Annotated in this window: 4 protein-coding genes; 1 reads left to right on the top strand and 3 read right to left on the bottom strand. The window is 61.5% G+C overall.

The window, feature by feature from the left end:
• Window positions 1–41 precede the first annotated feature (41 nt).
• The 3 genes from J3P79_RS01200 to J3P79_RS01190 are packed head-to-tail and all read right to left on the bottom strand — an operon-like array spanning window position 42 to window position 4,941.
• Window positions 42–1,409 carry an HlyD family type I secretion periplasmic adaptor subunit gene (locus J3P79_RS01200; RefSeq protein WP_434607515.1) on the bottom strand — a complete coding sequence of 456 codons (1,368 nt, stop codon included), beginning with the start codon at window positions 1,407–1,409 and terminating at the stop codon, window positions 42–44.
• Window positions 1,399–3,555, bottom strand: coding sequence for a type I secretion system permease/ATPase (locus tag J3P79_RS01195; protein WP_434607513.1), 2,157 nt, complete (start codon window positions 3,553–3,555; stop codon window positions 1,399–1,401). The genes J3P79_RS01200 and J3P79_RS01195 overlap by 11 nt, the downstream gene beginning before the upstream one ends.
• Window positions 3,556–3,591: 36 nt before the next feature.
• Window positions 3,592–4,941 (bottom strand): TolC family outer membrane protein, encoded by a 1,350-nt coding sequence (locus tag J3P79_RS01190; RefSeq protein WP_434607511.1) that lies wholly within the window; start codon window positions 4,939–4,941, stop codon window positions 3,592–3,594.
• A 361-nt stretch (window positions 4,942–5,302) separates the two neighbouring features.
• On the opposite strand from J3P79_RS01190, the gene J3P79_RS01185 reads away from it, so the two are divergent.
• Complete coding sequence (locus J3P79_RS01185; protein WP_434607509.1) at window positions 5,303–17,332, top strand: retention module-containing protein; 12,030 nt, start codon at window positions 5,303–5,305, stop codon at window positions 17,330–17,332.
• Window positions 17,333–17,441 lie beyond the last annotated feature (109 nt).

Raw genomic sequence — 17,441 nt, 5'->3', positions numbered from 1 at the left:
AAGCCCCCGCCACAAAAAGCTATGCAGCCACAGAACAGCCCTTACCGCTCGTGCAACGCCTCGGACCGGGCCTTGATGATCGGCTTGAGCAGGTAACTCAACACGGTTTTCTTGCCGGTGATGATATCCACCGACGCCACCATCCCGGGGATGATCAGCAAGGGCTTTTCAGGCGTGCCCAGGTGGCTGCGTTCGGTGCGCAACTTGATGATGTAATAAGTGGTTTTCTTGTCTTCATCGGTGATCGTGTCGGCGCCGATCTGTTCCAGCTTGGCTTTCATCCCGCCGTAAATGGTGTAGTCGTAGGCGGTGAATTTCACCGTGGCGTCCTGGCCGGGGTGCAGGAAGGCGATGTCCTGGGGACGGATTTTCGCTTCCACGAGGAGGGTGTCGTCCAGCGGCACGATTTCCACCAGGTCGCTACCCGGCTGGATCACGCCGCCGATGGTGTTCACCAGCATTTTGTTGACAATGCCACGCACCGGCGAGGTGACCAAGGTACGGCTCACGCGGTCTTCCAGGGCCTTGCCGGTGGCCTGGGCCTTGTTCAGGTCGGTACGCGCCTCATTGAGCTGGGTCAGGGCTTCGCTGCGGAATTTGCCGCGAGTCTCGTCGATCTTGCGCTGCACTTCCTTGATCGCCGATTCGGCGCGAGGAATCGCCAGCGTCGTGGCGTCCAATTGCCCACGGGTCTCGACTTCGGCGCGCTTGAGCCGCAGCACTTCCACCGGCGACACCGCGCCTTGGGCGACCAGCGGCTCGGACATGTTGATTTCCTGGCGTTGCAGCGCCAGGCCGGAGCGGTACTGCGCCTGCTTGGAAACGAACTCGCGCAGCTCCTGCTGACGTTGGATCAATTGCTCCTGCAAGCCGCCGATTTCATCGTGCAGTTGCTGGCGGCGGCTGATGTACAGCGACTCTTCGCTGGCAGCCTGGCCCGGTACGGCCTTGAGCACATCGGCCGGGAAATTCAGCGGGCGGTCATCGACCTCGGCGCTCAGGCGCTCGACCCGCAACAGCATCGACAGGCGATCCGCCTCGGTTTCGCCGACGTTGGAGACAAACCGCGTATCGTCCAGGCGAATCAATGGCGCGCCAGCTTCGACGATTTGCCCCTCCTTGATGAACAGCTCAGCGACGATACCGCCTTCCAGGTTCTGGATTTTCTGGATCTTCGACGAGGGGATCGCCTTGCCGTCGCCCTTGGTCACTTCGTCGACCACGGCGAAGTTGGCCCACAGCAACAGGAAAACGAAGAAGCCGATGATGCCCCAGATCGTCAAGCGCACCACCCGCGGGGCGTCCTCGATCAGTGCCTTGTTGACCTCGGGCAGCGGTTGGCCGTGCAGCGAGTCGGAGCCCTTGAAATAGCGGCCCACAGCGTCTCTGAAACCTGATTTAAGCAACACTGATCTGCCCCTTCTTCAACGCTTCCATCACGGCGGCTTTCGGGCCGTCGGCGAGGATCTGCCCACGGTCGACCACCAACAGGCGATCCACCAACGACAGCAAGGATGCCCGGTGCGTCACCAACAGCACCGTCTTGTTTTCCACCACGGCGGCCAGGCGCTGTTTCAAGCGCTCTTCACCGGTGTTGTCCATGGCGCTGGTGGGCTCGTCCAGCAACAGAATGGGCGGATTGAGGAGCAGCGCGCGAGCCAGGGCGACGTTCTGGCGCTGGCCGCCGGACAGGTTCTGACCGCGCTCACCGACTTGCAGCTCATAGCCCTGCGGATGCAGGCGGGCGAATTCATGCACGCCCGCCAGCTCGGCGGCCTGGAGCACCAGTTCGTCTTCGACGTAACGGGCCCCGGAGGTCAGGTTGTCCCGCAGGGTGCCGGCCAGCAACTGGATGTCCTGGGGCACGTAGCCAACGTTATAGCGCAGCTCGCTGACGTCGATCTGGCGAATATCCACGCCATCCACCAACAACGCGCCGTCGTCCGGCTGATACAGGCCCACCAGCAACTTGGCCAGGGAGCTTTTGCCCGAGCCACTGCGACCGATGATGCCGATCTTTTCGCCCGGCTTGATCACCAGGTTGATGTTCTTCAGCGCAGCGTTCTGCTGGTTCGGGTAGGTGAAATTCAACTGGCGGCATTCGATAGCGCCCTGCAGGACGTTGCGGCTCAGCGGGCGCTCGTCGAAATTGCGCTCCTGTGGCAGCTCCATCATCTGGTCGACCGACGTCATGGTCACCCGCGCCTGCTGATAGCGCGTCAGCAAGCCCGACAACGAGGCCAATGGGCTCAGGGCACGACCGCTGAGCATGTAGCAGGCGATCAGCCCGCCCATGCTCAGGTTGCCGGCGATGATCTGGTAGACGCCGAAGACGATCATGATCACACCGGCCAATTGCTGGATCAGCAGCGTGATATTCATCGCCAGGCCGGACAGCATTTTCACGCGCAGCTCGAGGCGGCTCAGGGTGCCGATGGTCTGCTCCCACTGATATTGACGCTCGCTCTCGGCGTTGTTGACCTTCACCGCGTCCAGGCCAGCAAGGGTTTCGATCAGGCTGGACTGGCGCTCGGCGCCCAGGGCCATTGTCCGCTCCATGGTGGCGACCAATGGCTTCTGCAACGCATAGCCGATCAGCAAGGCAATCGGGAACGCCAGCACCGGGATCCACACCAGGTGCCCGCCGAGGATCGCGATGACCATGAAGATCAGCAGGGTGAACGGCAGGTCGATCAGGCTGGTGAGGGTCAGCGAGGCGAGGAAATCCCGCAGGCTCTGGAATTCATGGATGTTCTGGGCAAAGCTGCCGACCCGCGCCGGGCGGTATTTCATGGCCATGCCGACGATGCGCTCGAACAGCGTCGCCGAAATGATCAGGTCGGTTTTCTTGCCCGCAAGATCCAGGCACAGACTGCGCAGCATCTTCAGGATCAGGTCGAAAATGTAGGCGCCGGTAATGCCGACCGCCAATACCCACAAAGTCGATTCGGCCTGGTTCGGCACCACGCGGTCGTAGACGTTCATCACGAACAATGGCGCGGCCATCGCAATGATGTTGATTAACAGGCTGGCGGCAATGGCATCGGCGTAAAGCCAGCGGGAGCGTTTGAGGGTGTCGCGAAACCACGAACGCGCCCGTGGGATCAGCGTGCCGTGGTTGACGTCAAATTTATGCTGCGGTTGGGCGAAGAACACCTTGCCGCTGTAGTCGTCAGCCAGCAACTCGCGGCTGACGGTCACCTCACCGCCATCGCTTTCGCTGAGCAGCAGCCGCGCCTGGTCGTTATCGGCCCAGCCCAGCAGCACGGCGCTGCGACCTTCTTTAAGCAGCAGCAGAGCCGGCATCGCGATGGCGGGGATTTGTTCGAGCTTACGTTGCAGCACCCGGCCTTGCAGACCGGCACGGGCCGCCGCGCGCGACAATAATTCGACGCTCAGCCGTTGCTTGGGCAACGGCAGGCCGGTGGTGAGCATCGCCGCACTGGCAGGCTTCTGATGCAGCATGCAGAGCGCCAGCAAACCATCCAACAGCGGGTCGTCGTGCAGCGTGCGCGGGTCATGAACTAGTTCGACTGGACTGACTTCTGATTCCACGCTCGGCACTCTGACTGATTAAAACGGTGGTAGGACTCAATTCATCCCAGGCAACTGGACCTTGGGTTTCACGTCGTTCTGCACAACCGATGCCAACGGCGCGACCACGCCCTGGCTTTTCAGCAGTTGGCCCATGGTTGCCTTGATCCGGTACTGGGTGAACAGCTGCACGTTCTTGATTTCCGCCAGGCGACGGGAAGCGCTGAACAGCTCGTTTTCACTGTCGAGCAAGTCGAGCAGCGTACGTTCGCCGAGGCTGAATTGCTTCTGGTAGGCGGTGCGCACGTTGGCGCTGCGATCAACGTATTGCTGGGCGATCGGCACCTGGGCGTTGGCGTTGTTCAGGGCGTTCCAGGCCAGGCCCAGTTCTTCGTTCAACTGGCGCAGCGCGTTGTTGCGGATGTCCAGGGCCTGGTTGGACAGGTACGACTTGGATTCCAGGTCGGCCTTGTTGCTGCCACCGGCGTACAGGTTGAAGCGCATGCGCAGCATGGCCTGCCATTCATTGTTGTGGCCGTTCTCGCCGTCCAGGTCGTTGTCGGCGGTGCGACCCAGCTCGGCGTCGAAGCGTGGGTAGAAGCTCGACTTGGCGGCTTCGTACTGCTTTTCGGCAGCGGCGATGTCGGCTTCGGCCGAACGCAACACCGGGCTGTTTTCCAGCATCTGGGCGCGGGCTTCGGCCAGGTTGGCCGGCAGCAGCGCCATAAAATCGGCGGGACGCTCCAACTGGTCCGGCAGTTGACCGACGGCGCTGAGGAAGTTGGTCTCGGCGTCGGCCAGATTGGTCTGTTCGGTGATCAGGTTGTTGCGGGCCTGGGCCATGCGCGCTTCGGCCTGGTCCAGGTCGGCACCACTGCCTACGCCCCGGGAGGTGCGCAGCTTGATCTGATCGAAAATCCGCTCATGGCTCTTGAGGTTGTCCTCGGCCAGGCGCACGAACTCGCGACGCGTCAGCACGTCCAGGTACACCTGGGCCACCGTCAACCCGGTGCGCTCGGAGGCGTCGAGCAAGGAATAGGCACGGGCACTGACGTTGGCTTGTTGACGCCCGACTTCGCTGGACGTCGCAAAACCGTCAAAGACCATCTGCGTCAGACGCAGGCTCGACTCACTGCGGTTCAACGTTTCCCAATGATTGTTGCTGCCCGAGCGAGTGCTCACGCTGTCGGTGCCTTCGCGGCCGTATCCGGCTGCGAGGTCCACTCTAGGCAGGTAGCCGCCTTTGGCGGCCTTGAGCTGATAGTCCGCGGCCAGGCGACTGTTCACGCCAGCCTGGATTTCCGGATGAACATCCAATGCTTGTTGCATGGCCTGCGGCAAGGTTTGTGCTTGTACGAAACTGGCGGCGAGGGCGAAGGGTAAAGCCTTGAACAGGTGCGAACGCATGGTTGGTTAAATCCCGAAAACACTTGTCTTGGATCACAGCGAAACGTGGCGCTGCATCGGATGATGGCAACCGGAATGACCGTATGTCGGAAAGTTCAAAAAGGAGCTGGAACTCGCACCGAAAGAACAGGTTGCCGCTTAAATATCAATGTGACATTACGGAAGCGATTGTTTAGGATGGCCGGCAGAAGGTCAATAGTTTGGCAGCAACTAAAATCATCCAGGTTGGCCGTCAATAAATTGTCAAACTGAAAGCGTCAAAACATTTTCCCTTAGTGAGCATGAACGTCCAGACCGCTATAGCCAACGAGGCTGTCGGGTCCATGGAAGTCTACTGAACGTGGTACCCGGAGAGTCTTCAATGAGCAGTGTTATTGCCGTTGTCAAAAGCATTGTTGGTCAGGTTTTCGTCGTATCCCCCGAGGGCATTCGGCGTGTACTCATTGAAGGCGATCGCCTTAACGTGGGCGACCAGTTGGACACCGGCCCTGCTGGCGCCGTCACACTGGAACTGGCCGATGGCCGCACGCTCGACCTGGGCCGCGACACTCAGTGGAGCGCCAATGCGCCGGACTCTTCCACGGATCTTGAACAGGCCGCCGCCCAAGCCGCGCCCTCTGTAGATGAACTGCAACAAGCCATCGCCGCGGGCGTCGACCCGACGACCGCCCTGGAAGCCACCGCCGCCGGCCCAACCGCTGCCGGTACTGGCGGTGCCGCCGGGGGTGGCCACAGCGTTGTGGTGCTGGACGCCACGGCTGGCAGTGTCGACCCTACCATCGGCTTCCCGACGGAAGGCCTCGCGGCGGCTGCCGCCACGGATGACAACATCCTGGGTGGCGACACCACGCCCGATACAACCGCCAACGCCGTGCTCAATGCGACCATGACCTTGAGCGCCACGCCGACCCTGACCGAGGCCGGTGGCGTGCTGGTCTACACCGCAACCGTGACCCAGGCCCCGCAGACCAACCTGAGCGTGACCTTGTCCAACGGCGCCGTCATCGTCATCCCGGCCGGGCAACTGACCGGTACCGTCAACGTACCGCTTGCACCAAACGACACGGTCTATAACGACCCAAGCCAGATCAGCGTGACCGTCACCGGCACCACCGGTGGCAACGGCATCGCCGTGACCGTGCCCACCACCCCCGCCGTGACTCAAATCACCGACACCGTCGACACCACGACCGTCACCTTGAGCGCAGGCAACACCGTTACCGAAGGCGGCCAGATCACCTATACCGCCACGTTGACCAACCCGGCACAAACCCCGGTCACCGTGACGTTGAGCAACGGCTCGGTCATTACCATTGCAGCCGGCCAGACCACCGGCACCGTCGCGGTCGATACCGCGGCGAATGATGTCTACAACAATGGCAGCACCGTCAGCACCACCATCACCGGCGCAACCGGTGGCAATTTCGAGAACCTGGTCCCAAGCACCACACCGGCCGTTACTACGATCACTGATTCGGCCGATACAACCGACCTGACGCTGACCGCCAGCGAAACCATCACCGAAGGCGGCCAGATCACTTACACCGCCACGCTGACCAACCCCGCACAGACCCCCGTTACCGTGACCTTGAGCAACGGCTCGGTCATCACCATCGCCGCCGGCCAGACCACTGGCACCGTCGCGGTCGATACCCCGGCGAACGACGTCTATAACAACAGCAGCACCGTCAGCACCACGATTACGGGCGCAACCGGTGGCAACTTCGAGAACCTGGTCCCTAGCACCACGCCTGCAGTCACCACCATCAATGATTCGGCTGACACCACTGGCCTGACCCTGTCCGCGTCCCCCGAAGTGACCGAAGGCGGCCAGATCACCTACACCGCCACGCTGACCAACCCGGCCCAAACTCCGGTAACCGTGACCCTGAGCAACGGCGCCGTGATCAATATCGCCGCAGGCCAGACCACTGGCACTGTGGCTGTCGATACCCCGGCGAACGATGTCTACAACAACGGCAGCACCGTCAGCACCACCATTGCTGGCACCTCCGGTGGCAACTTCGAGAACCTGGTTCCGAGCACCACGCCAGCCGTCACCACGATCAATGATTCGGCCGACACCACCGACCTGACCCTGACCGCCAGCGAAACCATCACCGAAGGCGGCCAGATCACCTACACCGCCACGTTGAGCAACCCGGCACAAACGCCCGTCACCGTGACGTTGAGCAACGGCGCGATCATCAACATCGCCGCTGGCGCAACCACTGGCACCGTCGCTGTCGATACCCCGGCGAATGATGTCTACAACAACGGCAGCACCGTCAGCACCACCATCGCCGGCACCTCGGGCGGCAATTTTGAGAACCTGGTCCCAAGCACCACGCCAGCCGTCACCACCATCAATGATTCGGCTGACACTACGGACCTGACGCTCTCCGCGACGGACACTGTGGCTGAAGGCGGCTCCATCGTTTACACCGCCACCCTGACCAACGCCGCCGGTTCGCCTGTCACCATCACCTTGAGCAACGGCGCAGTGATCAATATCGCCCCCGGCGCCAAGACTGGTACCGTGACCGTCGATGCACCGAAGGACGATGTCTACAAAGACTCGGGCAAAGTCGAAGTCAGCATCGATAAAGCCACCGGTGGCAACTTCGAGAACCTGGTGCCGAGCACGGCACCAGCCGTTACTGATGTCACCGACACCCTGGACACCAGCACCGTTTCGCTCACCGCCACTTCGACAGTTGGCGAGGGCGGCACCGTGGTCTACACCGCTTCGGTCAATGCTCCGGTAACCGGCGCTCCGCTCGTCGTGACCCTGAGCAACGGCCAGTCCATCACCATCCCCGTCGGCGAAAGCTCCGGCTCGGTGAACTTCACCGCACCGAACGATGCCCTCGCGGGCGGCAGCAACCTCAGCGTCAAGATCGACGACGCGAAAGGTGGCAACTACGAAAATCTGGAAATCGATGGCAAGCCTGCCGACACGACCGTTACTGACGTTGAAGACGCGACTGGCCTGACCCTCTCGGCTACCGATACTGTGGCTGAAGGCGGCTCCATCGTTTACACCGCCACCCTGACCAACGCTGCGGGTTCGCCTGTCACCGTCACCTTGAGCAACGGCGCAGTGATCAATATCGCCGCCGGCGCCAAGACTGGCACTGTGACCGTCGATGCACCGAAGGACGACGTCTACAAAGATTCCGGCAAAGTTGAAGTCAGCATCGATAAAGCTACTGGCGGCAACTTCGAGAACCTGGTGCCGAGCACCACGCCTGCTGTCACTGACGTTACCGATACGCTCGACACTTCGACTGTCAGCCTGACGGCTTCTCCTTCCGTAGGCGAAGGCGGCACCGTGGTCTACACCGCGTCGGTTAACGCTCCGGTAACCGGCGCTCCGCTCGTCGTGACGTTGAGCAACGGCCAATCCATCACTATCCCTGTGGGCGAAAGCTCCGGCTCGGTGAACTTCACTGCGCCTAACGATGCCCTCGCTGGCGGCAGCAACCTGAGCGTCAAGATCGACGACGCGAAAGGTGGCAATTACGAGAACCTGGAAATCGACGGCAAGCCTGCGGATACCGCAGTCACCGATACTCAGGACACGACTGGTCTGACCTTGTCCGCGACCGATACCGTCGCCGAGGGCGGCTCCATCGTTTACACCGCGACCCTGACCAACGCTGCCGGTTCGCCTGTCACCGTGACGCTGAGCAACGGCGCCGTCATCAACATCGCCGCGGGCGCCAAGACCGGTACCGTAACCGTCGACGCACCGAAGGACGACGTCTACAAAGACTCGGGCAAGGTTGAGGTCAGCATCGATAAAGCTACTGGCGGCAACTTCGAAAACCTGGTGCCGAGCACTGCACCCGCTGTTACCGACGTCACCGACACCCTGGACACCAGCACCGTTTCGCTCACCGCCACTTCGACAGTTGGCGAGGGCGGCACCGTGGTCTACACCGCTTCGGTCAATGCTCCGGTAACCGGCGCTCCGCTCGTCGTGACCCTGAGCAACGGCCAGTCCATCACCATCCCCGTCGGCGAAAGCTCCGGCTCGGTGAACTTCACCGCACCGAACGATGCCCTCGCGGGCGGCAGCAACCTCAGCGTCAAGATCGACGACGCGAAAGGTGGCAACTACGAAAATCTGGAAATCGATGGCAAGCCTGCCGACACGACCGTTACTGACGTTGAAGACGCGACTGGCCTGACCCTCTCGGCTACCGATACTGTGGCTGAAGGCGGCTCCATCGTTTACACCGCCACCCTGACCAACGCCGCCGGTTCGCCTGTCACCATCACCTTGAGCAACGGCGCAGTGATCAATATCGCCCCCGGCGCCAAGACTGGTACCGTGACCGTCGATGCACCGAAGGACGATGTCTACAAAGACTCGGGCAAAGTCGAAGTCAGCATCGATAAAGCCACCGGTGGCAACTTCGAGAACCTGGTGCCGAGCACGGCACCAGCCGTTACTGATGTCACCGACACCCTGGACACCAGCACCGTTTCGCTCACCGCCACTTCGACAGTTGGCGAGGGCGGCACCGTGGTCTACACCGCTTCGGTCAATGCTCCGGTAACCGGCGCTCCGCTCGTCGTGACCCTGAGCAACGGCCAGTCCATCACCATCCCCGTCGGCGAAAGCTCCGGCTCGGTGAACTTCACCGCACCGAACGATGCCCTCGCGGGCGGCAGCAACCTCAGCGTCAAGATCGACGACGCGAAAGGTGGCAACTACGAAAATCTGGAAATCGATGGCAAGCCTGCCGACACGACCGTTACTGACGTTGAAGACGCGACTGGCCTGACCCTCTCGGCTACCGATACTGTGGCTGAAGGCGGCTCCATCGTCTACACCGCCACCCTGACCAACGCTGCGGGTTCGCCTGTCACCGTCACCTTGAGCAACGGCGCAGTGATCAATATCGCCGCCGGCGCCAAGACTGGCACTGTGACCGTCGATGCACCGAAGGACGACGTCTACAAAGATTCCGGCAAAGTTGAAGTCAGCATCGATAAAGCTACTGGCGGCAACTTCGAGAACCTGGTGCCGAGCACCACGCCTGCTGTCACTGACGTTACCGATACGCTCGACACTTCGACTGTCAGCCTGACGGCTTCTCCTTCCGTAGGCGAAGGCGGCACCGTGGTCTACACCGCGTCGGTTAACGCTCCGGTAACCGGCGCTCCGCTCGTCGTGACGTTGAGCAACGGCCAATCCATCACTATCCCCGTCGGCGAAAGCTCTGGCTCGGTGAACTTCACTGCGCCTAACGATGCCCTCGCGGGCGGCAGCAACCTCAGCGTCAAGATCGACGACGCCAAGGGCGGCAACTACGAAAACCTGGAAATCGATGGCAAGCCTGCCGACACGACCGTTACTGACGTTGAAGACGCGACTGGCCTGACCCTCTCGGCTACCGATACCGTCGCTGAAGGCGGATCCATCGTCTACACCGCGACCCTGACCAACGCCGCCGGTTCGCCTGTCACCATCACCTTGAGCAACGGCGCGGTGATCAACATCGCCGCAGGCGCCAAGACCGGCACCGTGACCGTCGATGCGCCAAAAGATGACGTCTACAAGGATTCCGGCAAAGTCGAAGTCAGCATCGATAAAGCCACTGGCGGCAACTTCGAGAACCTGGTGCCGAGCACTGCGCCTGCCGTTACCGATGTGACTGATACCCTCGATACTTCGACTGTCAGCCTGACGGCTTCTCCTTCCGTGGGTGAAGGCGGCACCGTGGTTTACACCGCTTCGGTCAATGCTCCAGTAACCGGCGCTCCGCTCGTCGTCACCCTTTCGAACGGCCAGTCCATCACCATCCCAGTCGGCGAAAGCTCCGGCTCGGTGAACTTCACTGCGCCTAACGATGCCCTCGCTGGCGGCAGCAACCTGAGCGTCAAGATCGACGACGCGAAAGGTGGCAACTACGAAAATCTGGAAATCGATGGCAAGCCTGCCGACACGACCGTTACTGACGTTGAAGACGCGACTGGCTTGACCCTCTCGGCTACCGATACTGTGGCTGAAGGCGGCTCCATCGTTTACACCGCCACCCTGACCAACGCTGCGGGTTCACCGGTCACCGTTACCCTGAGCAACGGCGCAGTCATCAACATCGCCGCTGGCGCCAAGACCGGTACCGTGACCGTCGATGCACCGAAGGACGATGTCTACAAAGACTCGGGCAAAGTCGAAGTCAGCATCGATAAAGCCACCGGTGGCAACTTCGAGAACCTGGTGCCGAGCACGGCGCCTGCGGTCACTGACGTCACTGACACCCTCAACACCTCGACTGTCAGCCTCACAGCCACACCTTCCGTGGGTGAAGGTGGTGTCGTGGTCTACACCGCATCGGTAAACGCTCCGGTAACCGGCGCGCCACTGGTTGTCACCCTGTCGAACGGTCAAAGCATCACCATCCCCGTCGGCGAAAGCTCCGGCTCGGTGAACTTCACCGCACCTAATGACGCGGTGTCGGGCGGCAGCAACCTCAGCGTCAAGATCGACGACGCGAAAGGCGGCAACTACGAAAATCTGGAAATCGACGGCAAGCCTGCGGATACCGCAGTCACCGATACGCAGGACACGACTGGCCTGACCTTGTCCGCGACCGATACCGTTGCGGAGGGTGGCTCGATTGTTTACACCGCGACCCTGACGAATGCCGCCGGCTCGCCTGTCACGATTACGCTGAGCAACGGCGCCGTCATCAACATCGCCGCCGGCGCCAAGACTGGCACCGTGACCGTTGATGCGCCGAAGGATGATGTCTACAAAGACTCCGGCAAAGTCGAAGTCACCATCGACAAAGCCACCGGTGGTAACTTCGAAAACCTGGTGCCGAGCACTGCCCCTGCGGTCACTGACGTCACTGACACCCTCAACACTTCGACTGTCAGCCTCACAGCCACACCTTCCGTGGGTGAAGGTGGTGTCGTGGTCTACACCGCTTCGGTCAATGCTCCGGTAACCGGCGCTCCGCTCGTCGTCACCCTGTCGAACGGTCAAAGCATCACTATCCCAGTCGGCGAAAGCTCCGGCTCGGTGAACTTCACTGCGCCTAACGATGCCCTCGCTGGCGGCAGCAACCTGAGCGTCAAGATCGACGACGCGAAAGGTGGCAACTACGAAAATCTGGAAATCGATGGCAAGCCTGCCGACACGACCGTTACTGACGTTGAAGACGCGACTGGCCTGACCCTCTCGGCAACGGATACCGTCGCTGAAGGCGGATCCATCGTCTACACCGCGACCCTGACCAACGCCGCCGGTTCGCCTGTCACCATCACCTTGAGCAACGGCGCAGTCATCAACATCGCCGCTGGCGCCAAGACCGGTACCGTGACCGTCGATGCACCGAAGGACGATGTCTACAAAGACTCGGGCAAAGTCGAAGTCAGCATCGATAAAGCCACCGGTGGCAACTTCGAGAACCTGGTGCCGAGCACCACGCCTGCTGTCACTGACGTTACCGATACGCTCGACACTTCGACTGTCAGCCTGACGGCTTCTCCTTCCGTAGGCGAAGGCGGCACCGTGGTCTACACCGCGTCGGTTAACGCTCCGGTAACCGGCGCTCCGCTCGTCGTGACGTTGAGCAACGGCCAATCCATCACTATCCCCGTCGGCGAAAGCTCTGGCTCGGTGAACTTCACTGCGCCGAATGACGCCCTCGCGGGCGGCAGCAACCTCAGCGTCAAGATCGACGACGCGAAAGGTGGCAACTACGAAAATCTGGAAATCGATGGCAAACCTGCCGACACGACCGTTACTGACGTTGAAGACGCGACTGGCCTGACCCTCTCGGCTACCGATACTGTGGCTGAAGGCGGCTCCATCGTTTACACCGCCACCCTGACCAACGCTGCGGGTTCACCGGTCACCGTTACCCTGAGCAACGGCGCAGTCATCAACATCGCCGCCGGCGCCAAGACCGGTACCGTAACCGTCGACGCGCCGAAGGACGACGTCTACAAAGACTCGGGCAAGGTCGAAGTCAGCATCGATAAAGCCACCGGTGGCAACTTCGAAAACCTGGTGCCGAGCACCACGCCTGCTGTCACTGACGTTACCGATACGCTCGACACTTCGACTGTCAGCCTGACGGCTTCTCCTTCCGTGGGTGAAGGCGGCACCGTGGTTTACACCGCTTCGGTGAATGCTCCGGTAACGGGCGCTCCGCTCGTCGTGACCCTGTCGAACGGTCAAAGCATCACCATCCCAGTCGGCGAAAGCTCCGGCTCGGTGAACTTCACTGCGCCTAACGATGCCCTCGCGGGCGGCAGCAACCTCAGCGTCAAGATCGACGACGCGAAAGGTGGCAATTACGAAAACCTGGAAATCGACGGCAAGCCTGCTGGCACCACTGTCACCGATGTCCAAGACACCACCGACCTGAGCCTGAGCGCCACCGGTTCGGTCGCCGAGGGTGGCCAGATCACCTACACCGCGACCCTGACCAACGCTGCCGGTTCGCCTGTCACCGTGACGCTGAGCAACGGCGCCGTCATCAACATCGCCGCAGGCGCCAAGACCGGCACCGTGACCGTCGATGCGCCAAAAGATGACGTCTACAAGGATTCCGGCAGCGTCGAGGCAACGATCAAGACGGCCACCGGCGGCAATTTCGAGCATCTGGTACCGAGCACCACGCCAGCGGTAACTTCAGTCACCGACACCCCTGACAACACCACGGTCAGCATCACTGGCAGCTCATCGGTCACCGAAGGCCAGGCGGCTACGTACACCGTCAGCCTGACGAACCCGGCGCAAACCGAGGTGACGGTGAAGATCGTCTACAGCGGCACCGCCGCTGACGGCACGGACTTCACCGGCGTCTACACCGTGAAGATTCCGGCCAACGCCACCAGCGCCAACTTCAACGTGGCCACCCTGGACGACAAAATCACCGAAGGCACCGAAAACTTCGTGGTCAATATCGACTCGGCCACCGGTGGTAACTTCGAGCACCTGGCGGTCAGCGGGACCAACGGCAGCGTCAGCACCTCGATCATCGACAACGACGCGCCGCCAGTCCTCGACCTGGACGCCAACAACTCCAGCGGTAAGACCGGTGCCGATTACCAGGTGACCTTCACCGAAGGCACCACCGGCCCGGGCGTGTCCATCGGCGACACCGACCTGAAGATCACCGACCCGGACAGCACCATGCTGACCGGCGCCACCATCGTGCTGACCAACCGTCAGCCTGGCGATCATCTGAACCTGGGCAATAGCGTCAACGGCATCAGCATCAACGCCAATAGCACCGACGGCAAAGTCGTCCTGACGCTGACAGGCAATGCGACGCTGGCCGACTACATGCAGCAGATCAAAAACATCAGCTTCATCAACAACAGCGAAGATCCAAGCACCGTACCGCGCGTCATCACCGTGACGGTGACCGACGGCACGAGTTATTCCAACACGGCGACCACCACCGTGAACGTGGTCGGGGTCAACGACGCGCCAGTAGCCACCGGTGGCGCCGTGACGGGTACCGAAGACACTTCGCTGGTCCTCGGCTGGTCGACGTTCGGCATCAGCGACGTAGACAGCGCCGCCGCCAGCCAGGGCGTGAAAATCACCGGTCTGCCAGGTGACGGCAAGTTGCAGTACCTGGACGGCGCAACCTGGAAGGACGTGGCCAACAACCAGACCTTCACCAAGGCTGACATCGACGCTGGCAAGCTGCGCTTTACACCCGACGCCAATGAATCCGGTGCCAACGGCAACCCGGCCGGCGTGGGCAACCAGAAGGCCGATTACGCGCAGATCAGCTTCCAGCCAACCGACGGCCAGACGCTGGGCAATACCAGCACCGTGAAGATCGACATCACGCCGGTCGCCGACGCACCGAGCCTCAACGTGGCTGGCAACAACGTGACCTCCACCGGTTTGATCAAGGAAGTCTGGACCGGCCTGTCAGGCCTGGGCACCGATGGCAGCGGCGCGCCGTCCGGCACGCTTAAGTCGGTGATCGATGCTGCCGGCACGCCGAACAGCAGCACCAACGTGAGCAACGTGCAGAACGACGGCAACGTCAATCCGGGCACCGCGTCGAAAACCTCGGGCCTGATTTTCCTCGAAGCCGGCAAGACCTACACCTTCAGCGGCACGGGCGATGACAGCCTGTTGGTGACCATCGGTGGCAAGACCGCCGCGGCGACCACGTGGGGTGCGGGCGGTCAGTTGAACGGTTCGTTCACACCGACCACCAGCGGCTACTACACCCTGGACATCTACCACCACAACCAGACCGGCCCAGGCAGCTACGACGTGAACCTGTCGGTCAACGGCAGCACGCCTGTGGACCTGAGCAATGCCGGTGTGCCGCTCTATACCGGTGTCGCAGACCTGGTGAATGCCGGCGTGTCCGTTTCCGACCTGCACGGCACCAACGGCGAAGGCTACTACGACGGCTTCAAGCTCAACGAAGGCGCCGAAGGCGGCAGCGTGAACCTGTCGAAGATCACCACCGCCCTGACCGACACCGACGGCTCCGAAAGCCTGAGCGTGAAGATCGGCGGCATGCCGGAAGGCAGCGTGTTGAGCGACGGCGCAGGTCACACCGTGACCGTGGGCGCCAACGGCGAAGCCTCGGTCACTGGCTGGAACCTGGGCAGCCTCAACCTGACGCCACCGACCTACTTCAACGGCCAGATCAACCTGACCGTGACCTCGACTTCCACCGAAGCCCTCGGCGGGTCGGCAGTAACCACAGCCCACATCCCGGTCACCGTCTACCCGGCGACCTATAACGCAGTCACCGCCACCTCCGGCAGCGACAATGTCACCGGTACCGACGGCAACGACATCGTGGTCGCCGACATCGGCGGCCTGACCGTGGTGCCGGGCGTCAACTACAACATCGCCTTCATGGTCGACAGCTCCGGCAGCATGAGTTCGTCGTCCGTTACCGCCGCGAAGAACTCGCTGACTCAGGTGTTCAACACGCTCAAGCAGAGCCTGGGCAGCAATTCCGGGACGGTAAACATCTTCCTGGCGGACTTCGATAACCAGGTAAACAAGAACGTTGCGGTCAACCTCAACGACCCGAACGCGCTGACACTGCTCAAGAGCGTGCTCGACTCGATGGTGTCCGGCGGCAATACCAACTATGAAGACGTGTTCAAGACCACCGCAAACTTCTTCAACAGCACCCAGGCCCTGAGTAATACCGGCGCGAAGAACCTGACGTACTTCATCACCGACGGTGAGCCAACGCGCTACCAGTCCGGCGAAGAGACAAACCCAGTGTTGTACGGCACCGTCAAGCTCGACGACGTCCTGAGCGCGGCCAACTACACCGTTGGCAAGTACTACACCCAGACGATCGACAGCACACACAAATTCATCATCGAAGAAAATGGGGACATGTACCTGTCGACCAAGAGCGGCAAGAACAACTGGAATGAGAGTTACGTCGGCACGGTGCATGCCGAGGGCAACGGTACGTTCGAGTTCTCCAACCTGGCCGGCGGCTGGTGGGGCGACTCCTCGGCGGCGGACGGCTCAACGGCCAGCTTCACGCTGCTCAAAGGCCTGAGCAACGTTGAAGCCATCGGCCTGAACAACGGCGTCACCCTGTCCGATCTCGCCCCCTACGACTCGGACGGCAAACCGCAAACCAACATCGACCCCAAGGACCTGGCCAACTCGATCATCGGCCACACCGAAGCGACGATGCCAGGTGCCGACACGGTCAATGGCGGCGACGGCAACGACATCCTGTTCGGCGACCTGGTGAGCTTCAACGGCATCGCCGGCGAGGGTTACCAGGCCATCCAGTCGTTTGTCGCCCAACAAAGTGGCGTGGACGCGAGCAAGGTCACCACCGCCAACGTGCACCAGTACATCACCGAGCACTACACCGCGTTCGATGTGTCCGGCGCCCATGACGGCAACGACACCCTGCTGGGCGGCGCCGGCAATGACATCCTCTTCGGCCAGGGCGGTAACGACTGGCTGGACGGTGGCAAGGGCAATGACATCCTGCTCGGCGGCAGCGGCAGCGACACCCTGATTGGCGGCAAGGGCAACGACACCCTGATCGGAGGCCTGGGCGGCGATACGTTTGTCTGGAAGTCCGGCGACACCGGCAATGATGTGATCAAGGACTTCAAGGCCGGCGACGGTGACCGGATCGACCTGCGGGACCTGTTGCAGGGCGAAACCGGCAGCACCATCGACCACTTCCTGAAAATCAGCACGGTCGATGGCGTGTCCTCCCTGCAAGTCAGCACCTCCGGCCAGTTCAACGCGGCCAACGGTGCGGCGGCGACGCCGGATGTGACGATCAAGCTTGAGGGCAACAACTGGTCGAACGTCAACCTGAACTCGTTGATCGCCGGCAGCGACCCGACCATCAAGGTCGACCACAACAACAGCTGAAGCTGACACTCGATCCGTGGCGAGGGAGCTGCTCCCTCGCCACGGGATAAGTGTTCATACTCCCCCTAAGTTGGCTATGCTGCCCAGCATGACGCCGCTTCATACATGA

This window comes from Pseudomonas sp. R1-7, from assembly GCF_051132105.1.
Classification (GTDB): domain Bacteria; phylum Pseudomonadota; class Gammaproteobacteria; order Pseudomonadales; family Pseudomonadaceae; genus Aquipseudomonas.
Note: the sequence above shows the minus strand (reverse complement) of the source record. Positions and strands in the feature narration are given on the sequence as shown.